Source organism: Gilliamella sp. A7 (assembly GCF_002142015.1).
Classification (GTDB): domain Bacteria; phylum Pseudomonadota; class Gammaproteobacteria; order Enterobacterales; family Orbaceae; genus Gilliamella; species Gilliamella apis_A.
In genome coordinates, this window is sequence record NZ_NASN01000011.1 from 1 (window position 1) to 15,853 (window position 15,853).

General features: G+C 33.7%; 13 protein-coding genes. All 13 read left to right on the forward strand.

Going from position 1 to position 15,853, the window contains the following annotated elements; translation table 11 throughout:
• Positions 1–324 precede the first annotated feature (324 nt).
• The 13 genes from B6D18_RS04610 to clpX all read left to right on the forward strand — a co-directional run bounded on the left by B6D18_RS04610 (position 325) and on the right by clpX (position 15,726).
• Entirely contained in the window at positions 325–3,048 is a 2,724-nt protein-coding gene (locus tag B6D18_RS04610; protein ID WP_086363369.1) for an inverse autotransporter beta domain-containing protein, read from the forward strand.
• Between the two features lie 120 nt (positions 3,049–3,168).
• Complete coding sequence (locus tag B6D18_RS04615; protein WP_086363370.1) at positions 3,169–4,281, forward strand: hypothetical protein; 1,113 nt, start codon at positions 3,169–3,171, stop codon at positions 4,279–4,281.
• Between the two features lie 175 nt (positions 4,282–4,456).
• Positions 4,457–4,663: a YheU family protein gene (locus B6D18_RS04620; protein ID WP_086363371.1), complete on the forward strand. Its 207-nt coding sequence runs from the start codon at positions 4,457–4,459 to the stop codon at positions 4,661–4,663.
• 84 nt (positions 4,664–4,747) lie between these two features.
• Positions 4,748–5,380 (forward strand): cAMP-activated global transcriptional regulator CRP, encoded by a 633-nt coding sequence (crp, locus tag B6D18_RS04625; protein WP_034903327.1) that lies wholly within the window; start codon positions 4,748–4,750, stop codon positions 5,378–5,380.
• A 46-nt stretch (positions 5,381–5,426) separates the two neighbouring features.
• Positions 5,427–6,152 carry an isoprenyl transferase gene (locus B6D18_RS04630; RefSeq protein WP_086363372.1) on the forward strand — a complete coding sequence of 242 codons (726 nt, stop codon included), beginning with the start codon at positions 5,427–5,429 and terminating at the stop codon, positions 6,150–6,152.
• Positions 6,152–6,994 (forward strand): phosphatidate cytidylyltransferase, encoded by an 843-nt coding sequence (locus B6D18_RS04635; RefSeq protein WP_086363373.1) that lies wholly within the window; start codon positions 6,152–6,154, stop codon positions 6,992–6,994. Before B6D18_RS04630 ends, B6D18_RS04635 begins: the two co-directional genes overlap by 1 nt.
• A 13-nt stretch (positions 6,995–7,007) precedes the next feature.
• Positions 7,008–8,330: an RIP metalloprotease RseP gene (gene rseP, locus B6D18_RS04640; RefSeq protein ID WP_158092518.1), complete on the forward strand. Its 1,323-nt coding sequence runs from the start codon at positions 7,008–7,010 to the stop codon at positions 8,328–8,330.
• A gap of 25 nt (positions 8,331–8,355) precedes the next feature.
• Positions 8,356–10,779, forward strand: coding sequence for an outer membrane protein assembly factor BamA (bamA, locus tag B6D18_RS04645; RefSeq protein ID WP_086363375.1), 2,424 nt, complete (start codon positions 8,356–8,358; stop codon positions 10,777–10,779).
• A gap of 39 nt (positions 10,780–10,818) precedes the next feature.
• On the forward strand, positions 10,819–11,307 hold the full coding sequence (locus B6D18_RS04650) for an OmpH family outer membrane protein (protein ID WP_158092519.1): 489 nt from the start codon (positions 10,819–10,821) through the stop codon (positions 11,305–11,307).
• Positions 11,307–12,335 (forward strand): UDP-3-O-(3-hydroxymyristoyl)glucosamine N-acyltransferase, encoded by a 1,029-nt coding sequence (gene lpxD, locus B6D18_RS04655; protein ID WP_086363377.1) that lies wholly within the window; start codon positions 11,307–11,309, stop codon positions 12,333–12,335. Before B6D18_RS04650 ends, lpxD begins: the two co-directional genes overlap by 1 nt.
• Positions 12,336–12,443: 108 nt before the next feature.
• Entirely contained in the window at positions 12,444–13,745 is a 1,302-nt protein-coding gene (gene tig / locus B6D18_RS04660) for a trigger factor (RefSeq protein WP_086363378.1), read from the forward strand.
• Positions 13,746–13,837: 92 nt separating this feature from the next.
• Positions 13,838–14,440, forward strand: a complete 603-nt coding sequence (gene clpP / locus B6D18_RS04665; RefSeq protein WP_086363379.1) for an ATP-dependent Clp endopeptidase proteolytic subunit ClpP — start codon at positions 13,838–13,840, stop codon at positions 14,438–14,440.
• A 20-nt stretch (positions 14,441–14,460) separates the two neighbouring features.
• A complete protein-coding gene (clpX, locus tag B6D18_RS04670) occupies positions 14,461–15,726 on the forward strand; it encodes an ATP-dependent protease ATP-binding subunit ClpX (protein WP_173795305.1) in 1,266 nt (421 codons plus the stop codon).
• Positions 15,727–15,853: the final 127 nt, after the last annotated feature.

Consider the following 15,853-nt stretch of genomic DNA (forward strand, 5'->3'; position numbering starts at 1 on the left):
ATATTTTTCAACAAAGTAGTGAAAAAGCTAATTTATCTTTACCCCCCCAAAAGAATAACCTTTTGAAAAATAATGGTAATTATTTTTCTTTACAAAAAAAATTAAAAAAAATAATAAAATATTTTGATAAATGACTTTTTTGTAATAAAATTCTAGTAAATTTAATTGTTTTGTAAAGAAATATTAATTTTGTAAAAAAGTGATTTAAATATAAATAAGTTTAATTAAAACCAATAAATAATCACAACTATTAATGACAATGCAGTAATGATAAAAATCATAAAACATTGTAAGCTTGTCAGAGGAATATAAGGAATAATTAAGATGAGAAATAGTCTTAATTTAAAAATTATCTCGGCTTTCGTTGTTGCAACGTTGTCTATACAGCCTGTTTATGCTACTGGCTCTGAAACATCGTCAAATGCAGTTGATAGTAATAAGATAATTGAATTAAAAAATGGAACTAAAGCTCGAGAGATGATAAATAATCAACAACGCAGTTTATATCAGATTGCATTGTTGAGTAGCATTTCAATTTCAGAACTAAGAGCGATGAATGCAGGTCGTTTTGACAAGAAAGATATCGTTGAGGTTGGTGATCGTTTAGTCCTGCCTGAAAACTCGCCTTTACTACCTACTATAAAAGTTAGTAATGATAAAAAAGATAAACATTCTAATTTACCTAAATTAAGTTCCGATGCTAATTATGATGTAAAACAAGATAAAGATGCTTTAGCAAGTCAGGTTGCTTCTACATTGCAAATGCTTGCAACTCAAGACTGGAAGCAAATTACGTCATCTGAAAATGGTGGTATTTCTGGACATTTGAAGGACAAAGGTAAAAATTACGCTGAAAGTTATGTCCGTAATGGCGTTAAGACGCAAGTTGTTGATCCAGTTCGTAATGCAGCTCAGGATTTCTTAGGTCGTTTTGGTACTGCTCAATTACAGTTTGACTTAAGTGATAAAGGCCAATTTAATAATGTTAATTTAAAATTATTTAGTCCTTGGATTGACACTGAGGATATGTTGCTATTTAGCCAAATTTCATTTCAAGAATATGAGCATAATCGTCGCATAGGTAATATTGGTATTGGTCAACGTTGGGATGTTGCCGATAAAAAATGGTTACTTGGTTATAATGTGTTTTTGGATCACGACTTTCAACGTGCGCATAACCGTTTAGGTATTGGAGCCGAAGCATGGAGTGATTACATGAAATTAGCGGCTAACTATTATCATCCATTATCAGACTGGAAGGACTCTAAAGATTTTGATGATTATTTAGAGAGAGCGGCTAGAGGTTTTGATATCCGTTTCCAAGGTTATTTGCCACAATATCCACATTTAGGTGGATCACTAATGTATGAACAATATTTTGGTGATAAAGTTGCGTTATTTGGTAAAGATAACTTACAAAAAGATCCTCGAGCGATAACTGTAGGGTTAGATTATACCCCTGTTCCTCTATTCACTATTAAAGCACAACATAAACGTGGACAAGATAACCAAAAAGCTACCACAGCAGAATTAACCTTGAATTATCGAATTGGTACACCATTAAAAGATCAATTAGATCCAGATATGGTGCAATCAGCACGATCTTTAAAAGGCAGTCGATATGATTTAGTTGATCGTAACAACTATATTGTCCTTGAATATAAAGAGAAAAAAATGACTGTCGATTTAGGATTAGAATCTGTTCAATTAATTGAAGGTTCAACATCTAATATCATTATTGCTTTGCATAATGCTAAAGGCGTATCTAAGTTGGAATGGTCTGGTAATATGCTAGAGATCGATAATGGTGGCGGTTTCTTATGTTCGGCAATAGGAACCTGTACGGAGTCTTCGTGGCTTAATCCACCAGCAACTGTTGAAGATTGGAAAATAGTTGCTCCAAAGTATCTTGATAAGGATGGTCAACGCCAACCAGTTAGTACTAATGGTATTTATTCCTTATCGGTAACCGTTACTGACGGTAAAGGCAGATCTGCAAAATCTAATGCCGTCTCATTTGAGGTTTTGCCTAATACTGAATTGCGTAAAGTTGGGGTTTGGGCTATTGATAAACTTGGTAGACCAAGTGCTGACCCAATTCAAAATCCAGCAAATGGTACAGATGCTGTTACGGTTATGGCGACGTTGGTTATGCCAAAAGATGGCGTAGGAACTCGAAGTCTGACTGATTATGATGGATTTAGTGATGATGTTTTAATGGAAAGTATTGCTAATACTTTTGAATCTTCGGTTACTAACTTGTGGACAGCAACAAGTAATGGTAAGCAAATTAATTTGATTGATGGAACTTCAGGCGATGTGAAAAATTGTCCGTCAACAGATCCTTGTGTCATTGTTAAATCATTTGAAAAAATTAAGATGGGACAAAAAATATCAAGCAATGCGGCTACAGCTAAGGATACCGAGGTACTCGGTGATACTTATGCTATTGATGTTGCTTCAAATATTACTGGTTCGGTTGATTTTGTAGCTAAACTAAACCAATATGGACGATCCTTGAACCACGCTGTAGTTCACTTTAATGGTGGACAGGCAGGTAAGCTTGAAGTTTATCGAAGCGAAGGTAATGTATTAGTTGCAACTAGTGATAATAGTCCTTACCTAGTCTTTAATCCGAATGGTCCAAAAGAGTGGAAAGTTCACGGTGATTATTATGTAGTTGCTTATGATATGGCTGGTGAAGTAATAAAAGATCCATTTGTTGTTTGGTCACTTGTTGGATCAAATAGTAGCGCGTGTCCTGGGGATAATGCGACTAATATAGTAAATAGCTTTACTAATCCTGATTATCGAAATGGGCCATGGTTTAACGTAAGTATGGGTAAAAATGCCCATTATAAGATTCGAGGCATTAAATCGAAAGATAACGGTAGCAATAACAGCGGTGAAGACAGTTATGCGGTTATAGGTAAAAGTATTGAAAAAGTTGATGGTGCGCCTGAGTATGTGAAGTGGGAGCAAGTATCTATTACTAAAACGGCATGTGCTGGTGACCAAGGCTTTTTATTACAAGTTACTGTTTATTAAGCTTAAAAGAGTTTTTAATTGTCACGATTTATCGTTGATAATTTAAAAGGGAACACCAAAAAATGGTGTATTTATATAAATACAACATGTTAATTTATTAAAGAAAATAGGAAGTTAAACATGAAAAATCTAACAATCAAAAAAGTCGCATTAGGCTTATTCTTAGCTGGTTATGCAGCTAGTAGTGCTTATGCAGCAGATCTATCAAGAACAACAAGTAATGAAATACAAGGTAATGCACCGGTTATTTACTCTACTAAAAATAAAGAACGTGCTGTTACTGTTCGTATTACAACCGATGAGCAAGGCAGTAATGCTGGTGGTCATGATAGAAAAGCGCAAGTTGGTGATTTTATTCACGTCTTTTATGAATTAAGAGATGCAGATGGCGATTTAGATTTAGATGGTGCAGTAAAAGACACTTTAAAAGTATGGATTAAAACATTAGATGATAAAAATCAGCTTGTATGGTCTAATGTGACTGAGAAACTTTCTAGTGAGATTAAATTTGTCAGTACTGGTGATGAACAAGGACATCTCTACTTTAAAATTACTGAAGATATGGCAGGTGCAGTAACTGTTGGTTTACAACTTCAAGAGAAAACCACATATGGTAACCCAAATACAAACGAATGGTTAAGCATTGCTGATATTTGGAGTAGTGCAGATCCTGACCATAATCCAACTATTGATGACAATGGACCAACTGGCGGTGGTTCTGGTGATCCAGATCCTAATAACCCAGTAGGGCCAATTATATCTTCCGAAACTACAAAACTTGGTATTTTCAAATACAATACAGCTGGTGTACTTGATATGAGTGTAAATTTAGCTAGTCCAGTTAAACCAGCCAATATGTCTGATGCTGACTATGCGAAACTATCAACTCCACAATATGGTGACCGTTTAGGTGCTGTTGTTTGGCAAAAAGTGAAAGGCGACAATAGTGATACGGTTGTACCAGGTACTAACGATAGAATAACTACTGCATCATATAAATTCACATGGAATCTTTCAGGCCCTTCTAGTGACACTACTGGTAGTGTAGCATCTACAGCAGAGGTTACTCAAGGTGTGTATACTGTAGTTGGTGATAATACTAATGATTCAATTGCTTTAGGTGCGGTAAACAAAGATGGTAGCTTAACTGGAGCAAAACATAACTCAGTATATAGTATCGCTGGTACTAAAGCTGGTATTCAAGGCTTCAAACTTCAAGTTACAGCAAAATAACATTTCATTAGTTGTAAAATTGATTAAAACCACTCTATTGAGTGGTTTTTTCATAAAATAAACTTACTTACAGTGTAATAGATAAAAAGTTTTTCTTAGCATAAAATTTAATTGTGCACGTTTTAGTATTAAATTGATACAATAAAATAATATAGTCGAATTAATAACTACATCCATGATTATTCCTTGGCAACAACTAGAACCTCAAACATTAAATAATCTTATTGAATCTTATGTCCTACGAGAAGGTACTGATTATGGTCTGCAAGAAAAAACACTTGCAGATAAAGTTAGTGAAGTAAAACTTTATTTAATTAATGGAACTGCGGCAATTTTTTGGTCTGAATTACATGAATCAATTGATATCAAAATTATTAAATAATGATTAAAATCGTTTTAAGGAGTATATGATTTATTGTGTAACTTTGTTATAGTGTTATCGCAGTAATTAAATGGAGAGGACGGAATAATGATTGGTAAACAGCAATCAGATACAACATTAGAATGGTTTTTATCTCATTGCCATATTCACAAATATCCAGCTAAAAGTACCCTTATTCATCAGGGGGAAAAAGCCGAAACTCTCTATTACATTTTAAAAGGATCTGTTGCTGTATTAATTAAAGATGATGAAGGTAATGAGATGATTTTGTCTTATTTAAATCAAAATCAATTTTTAGGTGAATTAGGTCTTTTCGAAGAGGGAACTGAACGTAGTGCTTGGGTTAAAGCGAAAACAAGTTGTGAAGTGGCTGAAATCTCTTATAAAAAATTTAAACAGCTTGTACAAGTTAACCCCGATATTTTAATGCGACTCGCTAGTCAAATGGCAAGTCGATTACAAGTGACATCCGAAAAAGTGAGCAACTTAGCCTTTTTAGATGTAGCTGGTCGAATTGCACAAACCTTATTGAATTTAACCAAACAACCTGACGCAATGACTCATCCAGATGGGATGCAAATTAAAATTACCCGTCAGGAAATCGGTCAAATAGTTGGTTGTTCACGAGAAACAGTGGGTAGGATTTTAAAAATGCTTGAAGACCAACATTTGATTTCAGCACATGGTAAAACAATTGTGGTTTATGGTACCCGTTGATTATCGAAATTATGATTAAAATGATTGAGATATTACGAGATATTAAATGACACAACCAAGATACATCCCAAACCATGTTGCTATTATAATGGATGGTAATGGTCGTTGGGCTCAACAACGTAATCAATTAAGGGCAATTGGTCATCGAGCTGGTTTAAAAGCGGTTCGTAAAATTGTCACTCATGCAGCAAAACTAAATATCAAAGTACTGACTTTATATGCATTTAGTAGTGAAAATTGGAAGCGACCATTCAATGAAGTTTCAGCTTTAATATCACTTTTTATTTATGCTTTAAATCGGGAAATCAAAAATTTAAATAAACATAACGTTCGTTTAAATATTATTGGTGATATTTCAAAGTTTAATGAACATCTTCAAAAACTGATTATTGATGCTCAATGTTTAACACAACATAATACCGGCCTTGTTCTCAATATTGCGGCTAATTATGGTGGTCGTTGGGATATTGTACAATCCGCACAAAAAATGGTAACTAAGGTTCTACAAGGAAAAATAAAAATTGAAGATATTAATGAAGATAGCTTTGCTTCAAGTATTTGTATGAGTGATTTGCCTGAAGTTGAATTAGTTATTCGTACAGGTGGTGAGTATCGAATGAGTAACTTTTTATTATGGCAAAGTGCCTATGCTGAGCTCTATTTTACCGACACGCTATGGCCTGACTTTAATTCAATATCCTTCGATGAAGCGATAACTGTGTTTAATGCTAGAGAACGACGTTTCGGCGGTGTTCAAAATGAGGAACTTTAATGTTAATTCACCGTATTTTAACTGCACTAATACTTATTCCACTGGTAATTATTGCTTTGTTTTTTGCTCCATTATCAATATTTTCTTATCTAATTATCACTGTTTGTGGAATCGCTGCTTGGGAATGGACTAATTTTTTAGCTATCACTAAACCATTACATAAAATTGTTTTTACATTTTCTGTTGTAATATTATTAGTTTTAGTTTATCTAATTCCAAATATGGAATTAATAAAATATAGATTATTCCATTATATAATTTGTATTTCAATTATGTGGTGGTTAGTTGCGTTATTACTGGTTATTGGTTATCCAAACTCAGCAAAATACTGGGCTAATTCTCAACCTATTAAGTTATTGTTTGCTTTTTTTACACTATTTCCTTTCTTTGTCGGTATGATTGAACTAAGGTCACTTAATTATGCATTTAATCCTTATATTGGAGCTGTTTGGTTGCTATATGTATTTGTGTTAGTATGGGCGACCGATACGGGTGCATATTTTGTTGGAAGAGCGATAGGTAAACGAAAATTAGCAGCAAAAGTATCACCGGGTAAAACGATAGAAGGCTTTTTAGGGGGAGTTGGTTCAGCTATTTTAATTAGCGTATTTGTTTATTTAACTGGTTATTTCCAAATTAGTTTCATGAATTTTATATTGAGTTCTTTGTTAGCTATTTTAGTCTCAGTATTGGGTGATTTGACAGAAAGTATGTTTAAACGAGAAGCAGGCATTAAAGATAGCGGTAATATTATCCCTGGACATGGTGGCATTTTAGATCGGATTGATAGTTTAACTGCGGCAGTTCCAATTTTTACAGCACTATCTTTACATATATTTTAAAAGGTTATTGATTTTGCTCTGGTCACTGTTGTTATTTATTATTACTATCAGTATATTAGTCACTGTACATGAGTTCGGACATTTTTATGTGGCTAGGTTATGTAAGGTTCATGTTGAATGTTTTTCGATCGGTTTTGGTAAAAAAATATGGGCACATAAGTTTACAAGTGGAACAGAGTTAGTTATCGCTATGATTCCATTGGGCGGCTATGTTAGAATGCTTGATAGTCGAGCTAGTGAATTAGCACCTAATTTTGAAAAATTTGCCTATGATAAAAAGAAAATATGGCAAAGAGCAGCAATTATTTTTGCCGGCCCATTTGCCAATTTTGTTCTAGCAGTACTTATTTATTGGCTTATCTTTTTGATGGGAGTCGTTGAATATCCCGTTAAAATAAAAAATGTTATACCTTTAACTCCAGCTGCAACCCTGAACATTCCAGCTAATTCAGAGTTAAAAATGATAGATAATACAAAAATTGATAGTTGGAATGATGTAAATATTGCATTAGTTACTGCTTTAGGTAATCAGAATATTAATGTTACCTATATAGATAGTTCAAGGGGAGATAAAAATCCAAAAGAAGTGACTAAAAATGTCAATATTAGTCATTGGTATTTCGATATAGAGAAGGATTCTGCTATAACCACTTTTGGTTTTATACCTAAACAGTTGGAAATTTATCCAATTGTGAGTAAAATTGTGACTAATTCGGCTGCTGAACAAGCAGGTTTGCAAGTTGGTGATAAAATAATTAGTTATAATGACCATTTATATACAAATTGGAATGATTTTACAAATACAATAAAAAAAGCTGAAGTCATTGCGTTGAAAGTGGATCGTAATGGTAAAGATATCAATCTAACTTTAACACCTAAAATAAATAAAAATGGAGAAGGTGTTGCAGGATTTTATCCTACATCTGATTCGGTAATTAAGCAGTATAGTTTTTTAAATGGATTTGATAAGGCGATGGAACAAACTATATTAACAACCAAGTTAACAGTTCGATCTCTTTATCAATTAGTAACAGGAGTTATTGGCCTTAAACACTTATCAGGACCAATAACAATAGCAAAAAGCGCAGGGCAAACAGCAAGTTATGGTTTTACTTCCTACTTATATTTCCTTGCCTTTATAAGTATAAGCTTAGGTGTAATCAATCTTGTTCCATTACCAATGTTAGATGGTGGGCAGCTGCTTTTTTTGTTATTTGAAAGAATAAAAGGAAATGCCTTATCAAATAAAGCACAAGAACGTTTTTTTCGTATCGGATCTGTTTTATTAATGGTAATAATGGGAATTGCACTATTTAATGATATTTTACGATTGTAATGGGATGAGGTTATAAATATATACGATGAAAATAAATAAATTACTTATAGCATCTTTGCTGTTTAGTACTACAGCAGTATATAGTTCCAATGCATTTTGTGTTGATGATTTTGTTGTTAAAGATATCAAGTTTGAAGGCTTGCAACGAGTAACTATTGGTGCAGCCATGCTTGAAATGCCAGTTCAAGTTGGTGATTATGTAAATGAAGCTGACTTAGGCCGTATTATTAAATCTCTTTACTCTAGTGGTAATTTCGAAGATATCACCGTATCAAGAGATGGTGATAGATTAATTGTACATGTACAAGAACGCCCTACTATTGCCAGTATTACTTTCTCCGGTAATAAATCTGTTAAAGATGATATGTTGAAGAAAAATTTAGATAGCACTGGTATTCGAGAAGGTGATGCATTAGATCGGACAATGCTTTCTGGTATTGAAAAAGGTCTAGAAGATTTTTATTACAGTGTCGGTAAATATAATGCTCAAATTAAAGCTGTAGTTACGCCACTATCTCGTAATCGTGTTGATTTAAAACTAGTGATTGCTGAAGGTAAATCGGCATTAATTGATCAAATCAATATTGTTGGTGCAAAAGCATTTTCGTCGGAAGAACTTATTTCTCGTTTTACTTTACGTGATGAGGTTCCATGGTGGAATATGCTCGGGGATCGTAAATACCAAAAACAAAAATTAGCATCTGACTTAGATGAATTGCAAAGCTTTTATCTAAATCGAGGTTATGCACGTTTTAACATTGAATCTACGCAAGTTAGTTTAACTCCAGATAAAAAAGGTATTTATGTAACTATTAATATCCATGAAGGTGAACAATATAAATTATCCAAATTGGACTTCAAAGGTAATTTTGCTGGTCATAAAGAAGCAATAGCAAAAATAGCCAAAGAAAAATTGACTGTTGGCGAACTTTATAGCGGTAAAAAAATTACTGATATTGAGGATAATGTAAAGCGTTTATTAGCGAATTTTGGTTATGCTTACCCGCAAGTATCTATTCAACCAGAAATGGATGATGTATCACATACCGTCAAGTTGATCGTTTTCGTTGATGTTGGTCAGCGTTTTTATGTTCGTAATATTAAGATTGTCGGAAATACGGTTACTAGTGAAAGCGTCGTACGTCGTGAACTTCGTCAAATGGAAGGTTCGTGGTTGAGTAATGGTTTGGTTGAACTTGGTAAAGATCGAATAAATCGACTCGGATTTTTTGATACGGTAGAAGCGAATACTGAACGAGTTCCTGGTGTTGATGATCAAGTTGATATCATTTATAAAGTTTCCGAGCGAAATACCGGTAGTATTAAATTTGGTGTTGGTGTTGGCTCTGATAGTGGTGTCAGCTTTAATGCAGGTATTTCACAAGATAACTGGCTAGGTACTGGTAATAGTGTTTCATTTGATATTAATACTACTAGTAATGATAAAACAGCATCGATATCAATTGTCGACCCATATTTTACGGTAGATGGCGTCAGTTTAGGTGGTAGTGTTTATTACAATACGTATAAAACTGACAGCGATGATGATGAGTCAGAATATTCAAGTAAAACTTGGGGTGCTACTGCTAATTTAGGTTTCCCAATAAGTGAAAATAATTTTATTCGTTTTGGTGCAGAATATGCTAACCATAAATTAACAGATATGCAGGCACAGTATAATATGTGGCGCTATTTTCAATCTATGGGTGAAAATATGAAAAATAAAGATAAATCTTTTTCATATGACACCAACGATTTATTGTTGAGTGCTTATTGGACATATAATTCATTAGATCGTGGATATTTTCCTACTGATGGCTTAAAAGTAACGGCAAATATAAAAGCGACGGCTCCAGTCTTTGATAATCGATACTATAAAATGGTTACTGATGCATCTTATTATCATCCAATTGATGCAGATCATAATTGGGTATTTTTAGCACGAGGTCGATTAGGCTATGGTGGTGGATTTGGTGGTAAAGAATTGCCATTTTATGAAAATTTCTATGCTGGTGGTTCAACCGTTTTACGTGGCTTTAAAGCAAATACTGTTGGTCCTAAAGCGGTATATTTTAATAAGAATGGTTGTCGAACATTAAATGATACATCTGAGTGTGAAAAATCAAGTGATGCCATCGGGGGGAATGCGTTGGCATTTGCCAGCACCGAATTGGTTGTTCCAACTCCATTTGCCAGTGAAAAATATGCCGATAGTATTAGAACATCAATATTTTTTGATGCTGGTACGGTTTGGGATACAGAATGGAATATAAAAGGAAAAAACATTCCTGACTATAGTTCTCCATCAGATATTAGAATGTCAGCAGGTCTTGCAGTGCAGTGGATGTCACCATTAGGTCCATTGGTATTTTCTTATGCACAACCATTTAAGAAATATGATGGTGATTCAGCGCAACAATTTCAATTTAATATAGGTTCAACATGGTAATACCAAGTTGTGAATAACTAAAATACATAGGTGAATAAAGTGAAAAAAATTATATCTGTTCTTGGTCTTAGTGTTGTATTACTTTTTGCTGGCACAGCAAATGCTGAAGTTAAAATTGGAGTTATTGATGTTATGTCAGTATTACAACAAATGCCACAACGAGAAACGGTTGGAAAAGAGTTAGATAAAGAATTTGAAAGCAGAGCGAAAGCATTGCAACAAGAAGAAAAGAAAGCCAGCGATGCGGCAGCACGTTTAAAAAAAGAAGGTTTAACTTTATCTTCTTCTGAAAAAACAAAATTGAATAAGATTATTTCTGATTTTGAGAACAAAGCAAAAGCATTCTCTAATGATTATCGTAAACGTGAAACAGAGGAAGCAACCAAATTGTTAAGTAAAATTCAAGAAGTTGTTAAAAAAATTGTTGAAGATGAAAAATATGATTTGATTTTAAAAGCAGAAGCAACTTTATCAGCTTCAGATGCTGTCGATATTACAAATAAAGTTTTGGAAAAGGTTAAAGAGTAATGTTTGCTTTTAGTTTAGAGCAATTAGCTGAACAGTTGGGAGCTACTTTATACGGTGATGGTACATTAATCATCACTGGTGTCGCATCGATGAAAAGTGCCAAGCAAGGTCAAATAACTTTTTTGTCTGATAAAAAATTCCAAAATAATTTATCTACATGTGATGCCTCTGCGATTGTCATGACTGAAGATAGTCTTAAATATTGGAACGGGGCTGCTTTAATAGTAAAAGATCCTTATCTATGTTATGCAAAATTAGCCCAAATTTTGGATACAACTCCCTTACCGGCTAAAGATATTGCTGATTCAGCAGTTATTGATCCAACAGCACAACTAGGTAACAATATTGCTATCGGAGCCAATGCTGTAATTGAAAGTGGTGTTGTTCTTGGTGATAATTGTATTATTGGGGCCGGTTGCTTTATTGGCAAGGATACTATTATCGGAGCGGGCACTAAACTATGGTCAAATATATCTGTTTATCATAACTGTGTTATTGGTGAAAATTGTTTAATCCAATCAGGAACAGTAATAGGTGCAGATGGATTTGGTTATGCTAATGATAAAGGCAAATGGATAAAAATCCCTCAATTAGGCCGAGTTGTAATAGGTAACAATGTTGAAATTGGTGCATCAACAACCATTGACCGTGGTGCTCTAGATGATACTGTTATTGGCAATGGTGTTATTATTGATAATCAATGTCAAATAGCTCATAACGATATTATTGGTGATCATACAGCTATTGCTGGTGGTGTAATCATGGCGGGTAGTTTAACTATTGGTCGCCATTGTTTAATTGGCGGTGCTAGTGTGATAAACGGACATATGGAAATTTGCGATCAAGTTACAGTGACGGGAATGGGAATGGTAATGCGCCCAATTACCGAACCGGGTGTATATTCATCAGGAATCCCATTACAACAAAATAAAGTATGGCGTAAAACAGCTTCATTAGTATTACATATTGATGAAATGAATAAGCGTTTGAAAGCACTTGAGAAGAAGCAGTTAAATATCTCGACGTAGTCGACTACGGTCGGTATAATGCTTTCCTATTTTTTAAAATTAATTAGCTCAATTATTGTTTATAATATGATTATGAGCGAATATATTTAATAATTTCGAGGTATAAAGATGCAAGTTTCGGTAGAAACAACACAAGGTTTAGGTCGTCGTTTATCAATTACCATTAAATCAGAAGATATCACTAAAGCGGTTAATAAAGAACTTTTAAATACTGCTAAAAAAGTTCGTATCGATGGTTTTCGTAAAGGAAAGGTTCCTTTAAAAATTGTTGAGCAACGCTATGGTGCTTCTATTTTACAAGATGCTTTAAGCGATTTAATGCAACGTAATTTTATCGATGCTATCATTCAAGAAAAATTAAATCCAGCTGGTGCACCAGTATATACTCCAAAAGAATATAAAGATGGTGAAGATTATACTTTTACTGTTGAGTTTGAAGTTTATCCTGAAATCAAAATTAAAGATTTAGATAAAATCGAAGTTGAAAAACCAGTTGCCGAAGTTGTTGATGCAGATGTTGACACAATGATTGAAACTTTACGTAAACAACAAGGTTCTTGGAAAGTTGTTGAACAAGAAGCTAAAGAACAAAACCGTGTTACTCTTGACTTTTTAGGTAAAGTTGACGGGAATGAATTTGAAGGTGGTAAAGCTGATGATTTTGCTCTTGTTTTAGGACAAGGTCGTATGATTCCTGGGTTTGAAGATGCAATTATTGGCCACAAAGCCGGTGATCAATTTGATATTAATGTTACTTTCCCAGAAGATTATCATGCTGAAAACTTAAAGGGTAAGCCTGCGGTATTTGCTGCTACACTTAAGAAAGTTGAAGAACTTGAACTTCCAGAGCTTACTGAAGATGTGGTTAAAAGATTCGGTATTGCTGATGGAACTGTTGAAAGTTTACGAGCAGAAGTACGCAAAAATATGTTACGTGAACTTAATGCTACAATTCGAAATAAAATTAAATCACAAGCTATTGATGGTTTAGTTAAAAATAACGATACAGAAGTTCCTGCTGCTTTAGTTGATCGTGAAGTTGATGTGTTACGTCAACAAGCGGTAACTCGTTTTGGTGGTAATGCTAAACAAGCAATGGATCTTCCTAAAGAGTTATTTGAAGTAGAAGCTAAACGTCGTGTATTAGTTGGATTACTATTTAGTGAAATTATTGAAAGCAATAAATTACAAGCTGATGATACTAAAGTTCAATCGTTGATTGATGAAATTGCAACAGCTTATGAAGATCCAAAAGAAGTAGTAGATTATTACCATAAAGATAAGAAAGCAATGGATAATATCCGTTCTGTTGCACTAGAAGATCAAGTAGTTGATTTATTATTAGCTAGTGCTAAAGTAACAGATAAAACCTATTCGTTTTCAGAATTAATGAATCAGCAAGTTGCATAAGCAATTTGTTATTTTAATTAATTAAAAAAATTATTATAAAGCCCAAATAAGGATTAATTGTTTGGGCTATTTTGTTTAATTAGGAGATAAAAATGCCTTTAGAACCATGCATGAGTGTGATTCCAATGGTTGTTGAGCAAAGCTCTCGAGGCGAAAGAGCTTATGACATTTACTCACGACTATTAAAAGAAAGAATTATATTTTTGACTGGACAAGTCGAAGATAATATGGCGAATCTAATAATAGCTCAAATGCTTTTTCTTGAAGCAGAAGATCCTGAAAAAGATATTTATTTATATATTAACTCTCCTGGTGGTGTGGTCACTGCTGGTATGGCTATATATGACACAATGCAGTTTATAAGACCAGATGTCAGTACTATCTGTTTAGGACAAGCATGCTCAATGGGATCATTGCTTTTGACTGCGGGAACTAAAGGTAAACGTTACTGTCTACCGAATGCGCGTGTTATGATTCACCAACCTTTGGGTGGTTTTCAAGGTCAAGCATCCGATATTCAAATTCATGCCCAAGAAATTTTACAAGTTAAAAGTCGATTAAATAATATCTTATCAATGCATACAGGGCAGGATATAAGTGTAATTGAGAAAGATACAGATCGTGATAATTTCATGTCAGCTGAAAGAGCTGTTGAATATGGATTAGTTGATGCCATATACAATAAACGATCTTAAATACTAAATAGGTGGTAAAAGTGGATAAAGAAAACTCAGAAAAATTACTCTATTGTACTTTTTGTGGCAAAAGTGAGCATGAAGTCCGTAAACTAATTGCTGGGCCATCATCTATTTATATTTGTAATGAATGTATTGGTTTGTGTAATGATATTTTAAAAGAAGAGAGCAAAAGTTTTCTTTCTCATGAAGAGTTTATAAGTAAACCATTGCCAACTCCTCATGAAATACGTGATCATCTAGATGAATATGTCATTGGTCAAGAACGAGCAAAGAAAGTTTTATCTGTAGCTGTTTATAATCATTATAAACGCTTACGTAGTTATTCCATACGTAGTGATGTAGAGTTAGGTAAAAGTAATATTTTATTAATAGGCCCCACTGGTAGCGGTAAAACATTATTAGCTGAAACATTAGCGCGCTTTTTAGATGTTCCTTTTGCCATGGCAGATGCAACAACTTTAACTGAAGCCGGTTATGTTGGCGAAGATGTTGAAAATATTATTCAAAAATTATTACAAAGCTGTGATTATGACGTAGAGAAAGCTCAACGAGGAATTATCTATGTTGATGAAATAGATAAAATCTCAAGAAAATCAGATAATCCATCCATCACGCGTGATGTATCTGGTGAAGGGGTACAACAAGCATTGTTAAAAATAATTGAAGGTACTGTTGCATCAGTTCCTCCAAAAGGTGGGCGTAAGCATCCGCAACAAGAGTTTTTACAAGTTGATACCTCGAAGATTCTGTTTATTTGTGGTGGTGCTTTCAGTGGTTTGGATAAAGTTATTGAAAATCGAGTTTCTACCAATACCGGTATTGGTTTTGGTGCAGATGTAAAAAGTAGCAAAAATAAAGCAACTGAATCTGAATTACTAGCTCAAATAGAAGCAGAAGATTTGGTCAAATTTGGTTTAATTCCAGAATTTATTGGTAGATTGCCTGTCATTGGTACTTTATCTGAACTTGATAAAGATGCTTTAGTCAATATATTAACTGAACCTAAAAATGCTTTAACTAAACAGTTTAATGCATTATTGGAATTAGACGGTGTAGAGCTAGAATTTTCGAAAGCAGCTTTAGAGGCAATTGCTATAAAAGCTATGAAACGTAAAACAGGTGCTAGAGGATTACGCTCAATTGTGGAAAATATATTGTTAGATACAATGTATGATTTACCATCAATAGATAATGTAAAAAAAGTACTTGTTGATGAAGAAACTGTTGAACGGTTGCAACCGCCTAAATTAATTTATAGTGAAAATGCAGAATTATCTGCTTAAGAGGTAAACTAATAAATCTTTTTTAAGCAGATAAGTCATCGTTAATGTTCAGCACCCTATAATACGTAGGTGACTTGATACACTTACGTATTTAAAACATCAAATAATAAGCTTGAATATCTTAAAA

Bases quoted from the DNA above. Each gene is read 5' to 3' on its own strand.
- B6D18_RS04610 (WP_086363369.1), top strand. From the start codon at position 325: ATGAGAAATAGTCTTAATTTAAAAATTATCTCGGCTTTCGTTGTTGCA.
- B6D18_RS04615 (WP_086363370.1), top strand. From the start codon at position 3,169: ATGAAAAATCTAACAATCAAAAAAGTCGCATTAGGCTTATTCTTAGCT.
- B6D18_RS04620 (WP_086363371.1), top strand. From the start codon at position 4,457: ATGATTATTCCTTGGCAACAACTAGAACCTCAAACATTAAATAATCTT.
- B6D18_RS04630 (WP_086363372.1), top strand. From the start codon at position 5,427: ATGACACAACCAAGATACATCCCAAACCATGTTGCTATTATAATGGAT.
- B6D18_RS04635 (WP_086363373.1), top strand. From the start codon at position 6,152: ATGTTAATTCACCGTATTTTAACTGCACTAATACTTATTCCACTGGTA.
- bamA (WP_086363375.1), top strand. From the start codon at position 8,356: ATGAAAATAAATAAATTACTTATAGCATCTTTGCTGTTTAGTACTACA.
- lpxD (WP_086363377.1), top strand. From the start codon at position 11,307: ATGTTTGCTTTTAGTTTAGAGCAATTAGCTGAACAGTTGGGAGCTACT.
- tig (WP_086363378.1), top strand. From the start codon at position 12,444: ATGCAAGTTTCGGTAGAAACAACACAAGGTTTAGGTCGTCGTTTATCA.
- clpP (WP_086363379.1), top strand. From the start codon at position 13,838: ATGCCTTTAGAACCATGCATGAGTGTGATTCCAATGGTTGTTGAGCAA.